This is a genomic window from Candidatus Pelagibacter communis (assembly GCF_001180025.1).
GTDB classification, from domain to species: Bacteria; Pseudomonadota; Alphaproteobacteria; order Pelagibacterales; family Pelagibacteraceae; genus Pelagibacter; species Pelagibacter ubique_A.
On record NZ_CVSK01000007.1, the window covers coordinates 1 to 11962 of the forward strand.

The following is an 11962-nucleotide window of genomic DNA, read 5'->3' on the forward strand; positions in this document are numbered from 1 at the left end:
ATCATGTATGGGGCTCTGCAATTAGTATTGCAGTTAACCTACATTTGTTAACTGCTCAGCCAGATATGCCTGGTGGGTTATTTCCATCAAAATCTATGCTTGAGTTCGATACAACAGAAAAAAATATTTTTATCACAGATTTGCCAAAGGAAGAGTTTTCAATTTTAGATCAAGTTAAAAACAATAATGGTTTTGCATCAGTAACAGATAATGTGGGTATTGGAATTAATCCTGATCAAGAGTTTATAAAGGAGTTTGAAGTAAATGAATAAAATAAAAACATCCAAACCAAAACCTCTTTGGAAAATTAGATGTACTTTAGGTGAAGGAACATTATGGGTAAGTGAACATAATTCAATTTATTTTGTAGATATTAAAAAAAAGAAAATTTGCTCCTTCAACATTAAAAACAAAAAAAAGAAAATATTTAAAGTAAATAAAGAAATTGGTTTCATCGCTCATATAAAAGATCATATTTTTATTTTAGGCCTCCAGGGAGAATTAAGAATACAAAATTTAAAATCAAAAAAAATTTTAAAATCGATAAAGATAGAACCAAATTTGAAACTAAATAGAATTAATGATGGAAAAACAGATCCTGCAGGAAATCTTTGGTTTGGCACCATGGACAACTTGGAAAGAAAAATTGAAAAAGGTTCATTATATAAATTAGATAAAAATTTTAAATTAACAAAAGTTGATAAAAATTATAGAATTACCAATGGACCAGCATTTATTGATCAATACAATTTTTATCATACAGATAGCCCAAAAAAAACAATCTATAAAATTAAAATAAACAAAAATAATAAAATAATTAGTAAAAAAATATTTAAAAAATTATCTCCTGATGAAGGTTCACCAGATGGAATGACTTTAGACAAAAATAAAAATTTATGGGTAGCACATTTCCATGGTGCTTGCGTTTCTGTTTTTAATCAAAAAGCAAAATTAATTCACAGAATTCAGTTTCCTGCAAAAAATATAACTAATTGTGCATTTGGAGGTAAAAATACTAAAGAACTTTATGTTTCAACAGCTACAAAAGGGATGAGCAAAGCAGATCTGCGAAAATTTAGATATTCAGGATTCTTTTTTAGTGTAAAAACAAATGCAAGAGGAGTTTTACAAAAAAAATTTATTATAAGTAATGAAGAAAAGAGATCTTTACTATGAGCGAATACCAACAAAGCTTTTAAGAGAAGATATTAGATTATTAGGAACTTTTCTTGGAAGAGTCATTAAAGATCAGGAAGGTTCAGTTTTTTTTGAAATTGTTGAAAAATTTAGATTATTATCAAAAAATACTTTATCAGATAAAAATAAAAGTAAAATTTTTTCAAAAATTTCTAAAGAAGTAAAAAAACTTTCTCCTAAAAATACGTTTAAATTAACAAGAGCATTTTCACATATTTTAAATTTAATGAATTTAGCTGAGTCATTAGATGCATCTAGAAAGTTAAATGAATTTGAAAATCCATATTTTAAAAGTAAAAATCAAAATCTTTTCATTGAAGATATAATAGAAAGTTTATTTAAAAATAAAAAAATTCCGAATAAAAAAATTTACGAACAAGCCACAAAACTTGATATAGGTATTGTGCTTACTGCTCATCCTACTGAAGTAAAAAGAAGAACTTTAATTCAAAAATATGCCAATTTAATTGAAATTATGGAGCAAAGACATCTTTATAAAAAATATCCATCTAAGATTATAGAATTAGATAGAAAGCTCTACTCGGAAATTGCAATAATATGGAAAACAGATGAACTAAAAAGGACTAAACCATCTCCATTAGATGAAGCGAGGTGGGGTTTAGCTGTTATCGAGGATAGTCTTTGGGATACCATTCCTAAAGTTTATAAAAGACTTAACGATATATTTAGAAAAAATTTAAAGAAAGATTTACCGCGTGATTTTAATCCAATTCAATTTGGATCATGGATGGGTGGAGATAGAGATGGAAATCCTAATGTAACAGCTGAAGTTACAAAAAAGGTAATTTTATTTTCTAGATGGCAAGCTGCAAAATTATATGAAAAAGAACTTACTAAATTGATACAAGATTTATCAATGGAAGAGTGCTCTACAAAAATTAAAAGAGCAACAGGAAATAGCTATGAACCTTATAGAGTTTATTTGAGACCAATTAGGGATAAGGTGAGACTAACCCATCAATTAATTGAAAATCATTTAAATAACGATGCAGATTTAGATGAAAACAAATTAATTCAAAATAAAAATGAAATAACTCTTCCATTAAGAGAAGTAAGAAAATCATTAAAAGCAAACCGAGGAGAGTATATTGCAAATGCAGACTTATTAGATTTAATGAGAAGAATTAGGTGCTTTGGAATTAATTTAGCTAGATTAGATATAAGACAAGAGGCAGATAGGCATGAAAAACTTTTAAACGAAATTTTTAAAAAGAAAAAAAATATAAAATATTCTTCTTTAACTGAAATAGAAAAAGTAAAGTTATTAAATAAATCTATAAAAGAAAAAAAACTTTTTGTAGATAAAATAAAAATAAAAGATAAAGAAAATAAAGAAGTTTGGAATACTTTCAAACAGATAGCGAAAACACCAATTGAGTGCCTAGGTGCATATGTAATATCAATGACCTCAACAGCATCAGATATCTTATCTGTTTATTTTTTACAAATGCAGGCACAAAATAAAAATTTATTAAGAGTTGTGCCACTTTTTGAAACTTTGGATGATTTAAAAAATGCTAATGGTGTAATGACAAATTTATTCAAACTTTCATGGTATAGAAAAATGATTAATTCAAAGCAGGAAATAATGATTGGATATTCTGACTCTAGTAAAGATGCTGGAAAATTATCTGCAAGTTGGCATCAATATAAACTTCAAGAGGAGCTCAGAAGTTTAGCTAAAAAATACAGAATAGATCTTGTTTTCTTTCATGGTAGAGGCGGATCTCCAGGAAGAGGAGGTGGACCTATTCAAGCTACTTTAAAATCACAACCTTCAGGAACAGTTAATGGCAAAATAAGAATTACAGATCAAGGTGAGGTGATTCAACAAAAGTATGGATACAAACCTTTAGCTGAATATAATCTTTGTAGCTATATAGGTTCTGTAATGGATGCTTCTTTAAATCCTCCACCAAGATCAAAAACTAAATGGCGTGAATTAATTCAAAAAATGTCAGAAATTTCTACATCTTCATATAGAAAATATCTAAATCAAAGTGAGGATTTTATTCGTTACTTCAAAACAGTAACACCACACAAATCACTAGGAAAACTTGCAATTGGATCACGACCAACCAAAAGAAAGAATGTTGATAATATTCAAAGTTTAAGAGCTATCCCTTGGGTATTTGCTTGGACACAAATTAGATTAATGTTACCTGCTTGGCTTGGCACCACTGAAGCATTAAGGTACGGATCAATTAAAAAGTTTAAAAGAACAATGACTGACATGGAAAGAAATTGGCCATACTTTGTATCAACTATGGATATTTTAGATATGGTAATTTCCAAGGTGGATCCAGAAATATCAGTTATGTATGAAAATAATTTAGCCGATGCATCACTAAAAAGAATTGGTAAAAAATTAAGATTTCAATTTGAGGCATTGGTCAAATTGCACAATAAAATTACCCCTAAAGAAGTGGTAAAAGAGAGGAAAGAATTTAGAAAAGCCTTATTTATAAGAAATAATTATACAGAAATGTTAAATATACTTCAGGCAAATGTAATGAATAAATTAACAAATAAAAAATATAAAAATTTAGATAAAAAATTTCTTGAAGATGCTTTAATGACATCGATTGCAGGTATTTCTGCAGCAATGAAAAATACTGGATAAATGTTTGAATACTTAATTGCTTTTGGAGCAGGACTTATAAGTTTTTTGTCTCCATGTGTTCTACCTTTAATACCTGGATATATTTCTTATATCTCTGGCCAATCTTTACAAGAAATTTTAAATCAAAAAAAAATCAATTTTTTTCCATTAATTTTATTTTGTTTGGGGTTCTCAACTGTATTTGTTCTTTTAGGTGCATCAGCATCTTTTTTGGGTCAGGCGCTATTACAAAATTCAGAAGTGTTAAGAATTTCAGCCGGAATAATTATTATAATTTTTTCTCTTCAATTAATTGGAATAATCAATATTCCATATTTAAATTTTGAGAAAAGATTTGATGCAAAAGAATCAAGAAATATTCTTTTTCCATATGTGATTGGTGTTGCTTTTGGTTTTGGCTGGACACCATGCATCGGTCCAATTTTAGGTTCAATTTTAGCTTTAGCATCTATTGAAGAAACTTTATCAAAAGCTGTAATCTTGTTAATTTCTTATTCATTAGGTCTTGCTATTCCTTTTGTTTTGTCTGGATACTTAATTCAAAGGTTCTTGTTGTTTTCTAAAAATTTTAAGAAAAACATAAATTTAATTTCAAAAATTGGTGGAATAACTCTTTTAGTTACAGGTATTTTAATTATAACTAATCAATTACAATCTATTGGTTTTTATATCATTGAAATCTTTCCTTTTATGCAAAAATTCGGATAAAAAGTATTAATGAAGATTTATCAAATAGATTCAAGTGCTAGAAAAAAAGGCTCTACCTCAAGAGCTTTAGCAAAAAAACTTTTAGATAAAATTAAAAAACCAGAAGATGAAGTAATTTATAGAGATTTAGATGATGAGATGCTTTTTGTAAGCGGGCTTACAGAATCTGGAATGAATATTGATGAGAAAGACCAAACAGAAGAACATAAAAAAATGTTTGAGCTTTCTGACAAGCTTGTAAAAGAATTAAAAGAGAGTGATGTTATTATAATTTCAGCACCAATTTATAATTATGGACCACCAGCAACTCTTAAAGCTTGGTCGGATTTAGCTGCGCGTATAGGTGAAACTTTTAGATTTAAACCAAATGGTAGAAGGGAGGGTTTGTTAAAAAACAAACATGCATATCTAGTTATTACTTCTGGAGGAACAAAACTGAATAGTTCAGAAGATTTTTTAACTCCTTGGTTAAAATTTATTCTTAACTTTTTTGGTATAGAAAAAGTAGATATAATTAGTGCAGATCAAATGGCACTAGATTATGAAAAATCTATCAAAGAAGCTGAAGCGCAAATAGAAAATTTGTTTAAAGATTAAACTTTCTTTTTAAGTGTCTAAGTTTTCCCTCAGTACTATCGTAATCAATATAACAACCTTGTAAAAATCTTTCACCTTCCTTTGTCTCATAAGCTGTTCTTCCATGGAGCAGTCTATGATTATCCATCATCATCAAGTCTTTTGGCTCGAGTTTAAATTCAATTCTATATTTATCTGAATTATACATTTCAGATATTTTTTTTCTTGCTTGGTAGTAAAGATCTAATTTTTCTTTTTCTAAAACTGGAACATAGTCTAATCTTGGACTAAATCTTACCTGCTTGAAACTTTTATCCTCATTTAGTTCAATCAAAGGAGAGATAGTTTCTAAGATAACTTCTTTATCAATAAATCTAAATCTTACTTTTACCTCTGTTAAAATTTTATAAAATTCTGGGTATTTATTTTTTAAATCTTCAGTAACTGTATAACCATCTACCAATGTTGATAACCCACCAGAAACTTTACTTTCTATACAATGTAAAATTTGAATACATGGTACAGGATTTCTATAAGGATTGTCAGTATGAGGTGCCAAAGCTAAAGATGTATAAGCAAGATCGTTTGGATCAGGTTTAGATTTTACATTAAAATATTCACCAAAATTTGTTCTTCGAACACTGCCTATAGAATTTGCAAATTCCACAATATAATTTTTAGATATTGGAATATTTTTAATTATTACAAAACCATATTTGTAAAACGAAACGAGTATATCGTGCATCTCTTTACTTTCATAAAAATTTTCTTGGTATTCAAAATTTTTTATATTTTTTAAAGAGGAGTCCCATTTAGTTTTTTCAATAGATTTTATTACAATATCTTCTTTTGAAAATTCAGCAGTTATTTTATCAATTTCTAATTTTGAATTAACACCATCATTAAAATCAATCACTAAGTATTTTTCATTAAGGTTTACTTTATTTATTGAAATATCATTACTTAAAAAGGTAGGATCAAAAAGTCTTTGCTGAGTTCCTTTATCCAAATATTCTTCACCATTAACTCTTTCTCTTAACCAGAATGGGTGAATTTCTTTTTTTTCAGACCCATTATTAAAATAAACCTTATTTTCAACTAGCTCGATTTTCATAATAGTAAGCTAAGGATTATTTAAAATTTAACTTTAATCAACATAAATTAAATAGTAAGAGTTCATTGTGAAAAAATTTGATACAAAAAAATATCCAATATATGCAAGCTTTTTAAATCAACTTGCTAAAGATTTAACTAAGTTTTATTACGCTAAGTTAGATAAGCCATTTAAGATAACCAATAAGATTAAAGGCAAAGGTTACGATCCTGTAACCACATCTGACAAAGCATTTGAAAAATTTATAAGATCTAAAATTTCAAAAAAATTTCCAAATCACCAAATTATAGGTGAGGAGTATGGTCATAAAAATACTAAAAGTGAGTTTTCCTGGGTAATTGACCCAATTGATGGAACCAGATCATATGTTGTAGGCAATCCTAGTTGGAGCAATTTAATCTCACTAAATTATAATGGAGAACCAGTTTTAGGATTAGCAAATTTTCCTAAAATGAGAAAATATTATTTAAATGTAAACAAAAATACGGCGTATGTTTTTGAAAATAATAAAAAAAGAAAACTTAAAGTTAATAGTAAATTAAATTTTGCTAACGCAAAATTAGCTGCTGCTTTTCATAATCAATTAACTTTGAAGCAACAATCAAAAATTAAAAAATTTATTAAACGAATGCAATTTCCTTGTTTTGATGCATTGACATATTGCCAACTAGCAGAAGGTAGACTTGAAATGGTTTCACAATGTGCAAATAAGATTTGGGATATTCACCCGATTATGCCAATCGTGAGAGCAAGTGGAGCAATAGTAACTACTTGGGGCAACAAAAATCCTGTTGTTGGGGGAAATATTATTGTCTCAAATAATAAAGCTAATCACAAAAAGATTCTAAAATTATTAAAACCATTAGCTGAATGATATCAGAAAGAGCACAAGTTATTCTAGATTTCTGGTTTAAAGAAACTCCTTCTGAGATGCGTTTCAAAAAAGATATAAAGTTTGATCAAAAAATTAGAGATAATTTTTTAAAAGATTATGAACTTGCTTGCCAAAATGAATATGATGATTGGCAGGACAACCCCATGAGCTGTTTAGCTTTAGTTATACTTTTTGATCAGTTCTCTCGTAATATGTTCAGAAATGATAAAAAATCTTTTGCTCAAGATCAAAAAACTAGATTAATTGTTAATGATGCGGTCTATTCTGGTTATTTAGAAGCTATGAATGTAAATCAAAGATTGTTTATGTTGTTACCACTTATTCACAGTGAAGAAATTAGTGATCATGAAATGGCTTATTATTTGTTAAATAAATATTTAAGAGAGCACGAAGGTTACAATGAAATAAAAAAATTTTGGCAAGATCATACAAAAGTAGTTAGACAATTTCATAGATATCCTCATAGAAATGAAATCTTGGGAAGAGAGTCTACAGAGGAAGAAATAGAATTTTTAAAAGGTCCAAATTCGTCTTGGTGAAATGAATTTAGAATTTATTTTCAAAGTTATAGACAAAGATGAGTGGCAAAAGGCCAAACAATCTGGAACCTATGGTGGGTCAGACAAAGATCTTAAAGATGGATATATTCATTTTTCAGAGGAGGATCAGGTAAAAGAAACTTTAAACAAACATTACCCCAAAAAGAAAAATTTAGTTTTATTAAGAGTAAATGCTTTTAAGCTTGAACATTTATTATGGGAACAAGCATCTAATGGAGATATGTATCCTCATTTATACTCACCTTTAGATACCAGCACAGTTGTAAACGAATATGAGCTACCTTTAAATGAAGATGGAAGTCATGAGCTTCCAGAAATTTTAAAAAAGTATCAGTTTAGTCGACCAAGGTAATTAACCATTACTACACCAATTATAATTAAAATAATTCCAATAATTCCATAAAAATTAGGCACTTGGTTAAATTTTAAAACAGCAAAAAGGACAACTCCAGTTACTGTTAAGCCGCTGTAAGTAGAGTAGGCAAATCCAACTGGTAGTGCTGACATGGCTTTTGCAATAGAAAACATTGTAATACACATAAACAAAATACATAGAACAGAAGGAGTTAGTTTTGTAAATCCTTCGGAAATTTTTGCAAAACTATTTGATGCGATACCAAAAATTATTCCATTAGCTAAAAATAAATATCCTAACAATGGTTTCATGATTATTCTTTTGATGCAATTTTATTAACTAAAGGTCTTATTAAAGGCGCTAATGTAAATGCAGCAATTAAAGCAATTGGATATGCAAACATTAGAGAATATCCCCATCTAAAAAAGAAACCATCTGAGATACCTGTATTTACAGCTACAACTACACCACTCATAATAACACTCATACCTAAAGACATTAAAATCATAAATAAAGGTTGGGCGTATTTTTTTGAAATCATAATTAATTATTACCTAATAGGTTAACCATCAAAACACCAACAATAATAAAAACTAAACCAATTAATGAATATAAATTGGGTACTTGATTAAATCTAATTATACCCACAATAACAGTTGCTATAATTGTTAAGCCTGCAAAGGAAGCATAAGTAATTCCCATTGGGATATTTTTCATTACCAATGAAAGAGCATACATACATAATACAATTGTAATTGCAGTAATTATACTTGGAAATAGAAGGGTAAAACCTTCTGCACTTTTTGCAAAACTATTTGAAGTAACGCCTAAAAAAACTGCAATGCCTAAAAATAAATATGAAGTTGCAAGACTCATTTCGAGACTTTAAATGAATTTAAGAAGAATATATAGAATTATTTAAGTGACCATTTAATTGCATCTTCCATTCTATCATCTCCCCAAAAGAGTTCATTTTTTACAATAAAAGATGGGCTACCAAATATTTTATTTTCACGAGCTGAGTTTGTGTTTTCGTTGTACTTTGTTTCTATATCTGAGGATTTTGCTTCAGAGATTATTTTATCTTTATCTAAGCTTAATTCTGAGCAAACTTCAGAAATACTTGGTTCAATTGCTGGTTCTTTACCTTCCTGAAACCATTTTTTGTAAGTAAGAATAACAAATTTTTCTCCCCAACCTTTTTCAAAACCAAGGATTGCAATTTGGTTTGCTAAATCAAATTCTGATAATGGATAGGGAACTGGCGTTTTAGCAAAAAAACCATAACCTTCAGCTCTTCTTTCAATATCTCTCCACATGTAATTAACTTTATTCATTTTATCCTTTGGAAATGGGATATTGTTCATCTCTTTCATGATTGCTCTTACTGAAAAAGGTTTCCAATTAAATTTTACTTGATGTTGTTTTTCAACATCAAGTATTCTAGTTACGGATAGATAGGTGTATGTGCTTCCTATAGAAAAATAAAAATCAATTTCACTCACTTATTTTGGCATTGGTGTAGCACCAGTTTCTAAACTAACAATTTTTCCATTGTCATATTTATATACTGCCATTACCGCCTCAACATTTCCATCATTAAAAGTTACAAAGGCATGATGAATACCAACTTCATCATTTTCATAAACAATTCTAACCTTATCTTGATTGATATCACCACTCATTGCCCATTTGATAACATCACTTTTGGTTAAAACATTTCCTGACTTATGCATTGTGAATTTAAAATCGTCATGCAAAAGTTCATTCATTGCAGCTTCATCTTTATTTTTTAATGCAGCACTATATTTCTCTAATATAGACATGTTATTCCTTTCTATTTAACCTTAGTTAAATCATATATTGAGTAACTGTCTAACACTTCATCCATTATTGGTTTTGATACCTCGGTACCTTCTATAAACTTATGAAGTGCAGCTTCATCAGTACAAAATATTTTAAACATTACAGTACTTTTGTCTGGAGTTACAGTTCCAATTGTTTTTTCAACCACTGCAACTTTTGCTCTTTCAGCAAGTCCTTCAGGAGATTGCATAAATCCCATGAATTTTTCAAAAGTACCTTCTTTTAACTTTGCTACTACTAACATTTCTTTTTCCATTTTTTCTCCTTTTTTTTGTTAATATAGAGTTTGAACTACCTTTTTAACTCTTTCTTCTCCATTAGGTATGGCTGAATTTACAAAATTATGACAGTCATTTGTTTTACCCTCGTCATATTTAGAGCCATAGAATTTATCTACAGCTTTGTTCACGCCATCATCCCATTCCTTCTCAGGAATTCCAATTTCTAAAGCATAAGCTTTTAAAACTTTCACTGATGCCATAGATTTTTCTTTCATACTATATTCAAATGTTTCACCTGGTGGCAAGAAATAGTTAGCCATGTAGATACCGCTACATTCCCAAGCTTTATTTTTATCACTGTCAGACATACCTGCGTATGCTGAGGTAAAAAGAAATAAACTACTTATTAATATTATTACTTTTTTCATTTATTATCTCCTTTTAATTTATTTTTTTAAAGTATAAGTTCCTTGTAAATAATTCGTTGAATGAACTTTACCTTCTTGAGCTGTTTTAATTTGGGTATAGCCGGTAGTTCCACTACATTCGATGCCTTCGTATCTACCAGTTCCACTTATACATTTAAATGTACCTTCCATAGAGTAACCTAATTTAATCTCATAATAGGTTATTGCAGTATCGCCATTAATAAATTTTATAATACAATGGCCCATCTCAAATCCTTTACCAGGAATCGATCCAGCACCAACACAATAATGAGACGAATTATCTCCAAATGTAGTTCCACCTACTGCCATCATACCTACCAAACCATCATAAGCAAAAGTCATTGGATTACCTTTATCATCTACAATTACTTTAGCATCACCAACAAAAAATCCTTTAAGATCTATTTTTCCACTATGACCATCTGCAAATGAAAGAGATGACATTAATGTAAAAACTAATGCTAATATTAATTTTTTCATAATTTACCTTTCTAAATAGTTAAACCTTAACTAAATACTCTTACATTTTTGTTAATCAGTCTCATGCGTTCATATCGCGCGTCAGATATGCAATTTTTATCAATTAGAAATGCTGTTTTTAGCTATTTAATTTGATTTTAATTTTTGATAGCATCTTTTTATGATCGAAAAGTTTAATGGAATATTCTATTTAATCGTTTTTCTTGTTCATTTCATAATTTTTGCTGCTTATGCATATCAAACTGTATTTGCTACAAAGAAATTTTTAGATAAGTTTGGTATTGACGATACTGGTGCAGGAATGACTAGATTTTTTGGATCATTATTTATTGGAGCTGTAGCTATGGCTATATGGGTTGGCTTTATTAGACCTGACGGACTTCAAGGAACATGGGCTTTTTTTAATTTAGTATTTTTACAAAACCTTTCAGCTTTTTGTGTAGGAATTTATACGATTAAAATAAATAAATTAGGTCATACTCCACAAACATCTAACGAAGGAATAATTGCACCAGGTATTTTAACTTTGTTAAGTGCAATACTTTGTTACGGATTAGCTGATAAAATTTATATCTAAAACCAATTAGGTACAGGTAGACCTTTTTCTTCTAGGAATTTTTTATTGAACATTTTAGTTGCGTATTTATCACTTCTATCACAAAGAATTGTTACAATAGTTTTACCAGGCCCCAATTCTTTACCCATTCTTATTGCTCCAGCAATATTGATACCACAACTAGTACCTAGGCTTAGACCTTCATTTTGAATTAAATCATAAAGTATAGGTAATGCTTCATGATCATCAATTGAATAGGCATCATCAATCTTAGCTTCACCAAAGTTAGCGGTTACTCTACTTGAGCCAATTCCCTCAGTAATTGATCCACCTTCTGACTT

18 protein-coding genes and 1 pseudogene are annotated in these 11962 nt (G+C 28.9%); 9 read left to right on the top strand and 10 right to left on the bottom strand.

What is annotated here, in order from left to right; genetic code table 11:
* The 5 genes and pseudogenes from AMN83_RS05155 to AMN83_RS00115 form a co-directional block, all read left to right on the top strand.
* Window positions 1-272 (top strand): annotated as a pseudogene (locus AMN83_RS05155) (mandelate racemase/muconate lactonizing enzyme family protein); the annotation flags it as partial.
* Window positions 265-1176, top strand: a complete 912-nt coding sequence (locus AMN83_RS00100) for an SMP-30/gluconolactonase/LRE family protein (RefSeq protein WP_075503363.1) — start codon at window positions 265-267, stop codon at window positions 1174-1176. The pseudogene AMN83_RS05155 and the gene AMN83_RS00100, both read left to right, overlap by 8 nt.
* A complete protein-coding gene (gene ppc, locus AMN83_RS00105) occupies window positions 1151-3841 on the top strand; it encodes a phosphoenolpyruvate carboxylase (protein WP_075503365.1) in 2691 nt (896 codons plus the stop codon). The genes AMN83_RS00100 and ppc overlap by 26 nt, the downstream gene beginning before the upstream one ends.
* Window positions 3842-4549, top strand: coding sequence for a cytochrome c biogenesis CcdA family protein (locus AMN83_RS00110; RefSeq protein ID WP_075503367.1), 708 nt, complete (start codon window positions 3842-3844; stop codon window positions 4547-4549).
* 9 nt (window positions 4550-4558) lie between these two features.
* Window positions 4559-5146, top strand: a complete 588-nt coding sequence (locus AMN83_RS00115) for an FMN-dependent NADH-azoreductase (protein WP_075503369.1) — start codon at window positions 4559-4561, stop codon at window positions 5144-5146.
* Here the strand turns inward: AMN83_RS00115 and AMN83_RS00120 are convergent.
* The gene (locus AMN83_RS00120; RefSeq protein ID WP_075503371.1) at window positions 5136-6239 is read right to left on the bottom strand and encodes a TauD/TfdA family dioxygenase; all 1104 of its coding nucleotides are present in this window, start codon (window positions 6237-6239) and stop codon (window positions 5136-5138) included. The two genes, AMN83_RS00115 and AMN83_RS00120, sit on opposite strands and share 11 nt — an antisense overlap.
* Before the next feature lie 67 nt (window positions 6240-6306).
* Between AMN83_RS00120 and AMN83_RS00125 the strand changes: the two genes are divergently transcribed.
* From AMN83_RS00125 to AMN83_RS00135, 3 genes are read left to right on the top strand one after another with little or no spacing between them, the layout of a single operon-like run.
* Window positions 6307-7113 (top strand): inositol monophosphatase family protein, encoded by an 807-nt coding sequence (locus tag AMN83_RS00125; RefSeq protein ID WP_075503373.1) that lies wholly within the window; start codon window positions 6307-6309, stop codon window positions 7111-7113.
* A complete protein-coding gene (locus AMN83_RS00130; RefSeq protein ID WP_075503375.1) occupies window positions 7110-7673 on the top strand; it encodes a DUF924 family protein in 564 nt (187 codons plus the stop codon). The genes AMN83_RS00125 and AMN83_RS00130 overlap by 4 nt, the downstream gene beginning before the upstream one ends.
* Before the next feature lies 1 nt (window position 7674).
* Entirely contained in the window at window positions 7675-8046 is a 372-nt protein-coding gene (locus AMN83_RS00135) for a DUF952 domain-containing protein (protein WP_075503377.1), read from the top strand.
* On the opposite strand, the gene AMN83_RS00140 is transcribed toward AMN83_RS00135, so the two are convergent.
* The 8 genes from AMN83_RS00140 to AMN83_RS00175 are packed head-to-tail and all read right to left on the bottom strand — an operon-like array spanning window position 8025 to window position 11065.
* Complete coding sequence (locus tag AMN83_RS00140) at window positions 8025-8360, bottom strand: DMT family transporter (RefSeq protein WP_075503379.1); 336 nt, start codon at window positions 8358-8360, stop codon at window positions 8025-8027. The genes AMN83_RS00135 and AMN83_RS00140 overlap by 22 nt on opposite strands.
* A gap of 2 nt (window positions 8361-8362) precedes the next feature.
* On the bottom strand, window positions 8363-8590 hold the full coding sequence (locus AMN83_RS00145) for a DUF2798 domain-containing protein (protein ID WP_075503381.1): 228 nt from the start codon (window positions 8588-8590) through the stop codon (window positions 8363-8365).
* Between the two features lie 2 nt (window positions 8591-8592).
* Complete coding sequence (locus AMN83_RS00150) at window positions 8593-8925, bottom strand: DMT family transporter (RefSeq protein WP_075503383.1); 333 nt, start codon at window positions 8923-8925, stop codon at window positions 8593-8595.
* Window positions 8926-8963: 38 nt separating this feature from the next.
* Window positions 8964-9554: a 2-hydroxychromene-2-carboxylate isomerase gene (locus AMN83_RS00155; protein ID WP_075503385.1), complete on the bottom strand. Its 591-nt coding sequence runs from the start codon at window positions 9552-9554 to the stop codon at window positions 8964-8966.
* Window positions 9555-9875: a nuclear transport factor 2 family protein gene (locus AMN83_RS00160; protein WP_023854077.1), complete on the bottom strand. Its 321-nt coding sequence runs from the start codon at window positions 9873-9875 to the stop codon at window positions 9555-9557. It abuts the gene before it with no gap.
* Window positions 9876-9886: 11 nt separating this feature from the next.
* Window positions 9887-10171 (bottom strand): hypothetical protein, encoded by a 285-nt coding sequence (locus tag AMN83_RS00165; RefSeq protein ID WP_023854076.1) that lies wholly within the window; start codon window positions 10169-10171, stop codon window positions 9887-9889.
* A gap of 18 nt (window positions 10172-10189) precedes the next feature.
* Window positions 10190-10564 (bottom strand): hypothetical protein, encoded by a 375-nt coding sequence (locus tag AMN83_RS00170; protein WP_075503387.1) that lies wholly within the window; start codon window positions 10562-10564, stop codon window positions 10190-10192.
* An 18-nt stretch (window positions 10565-10582) separates the two neighbouring features.
* Entirely contained in the window at window positions 10583-11065 is a 483-nt protein-coding gene (locus tag AMN83_RS00175) for a hypothetical protein (protein ID WP_075503389.1), read from the bottom strand.
* Between the two features lie 160 nt (window positions 11066-11225).
* Here AMN83_RS00175 and AMN83_RS00180 point away from each other — a divergent pair, with 160 nt between their 5' ends.
* Window positions 11226-11642 (top strand): hypothetical protein, encoded by a 417-nt coding sequence (locus AMN83_RS00180; protein ID WP_075503391.1) that lies wholly within the window; start codon window positions 11226-11228, stop codon window positions 11640-11642.
* Here the strand turns inward: AMN83_RS00180 and AMN83_RS00185 are convergent.
* The coding region (locus tag AMN83_RS00185) for a pyridoxal-phosphate dependent enzyme (RefSeq protein WP_143323617.1) at window positions 11639-11962 on the bottom strand (324 nt) is incomplete at its 5' end. The genes AMN83_RS00180 and AMN83_RS00185 overlap by 4 nt on opposite strands.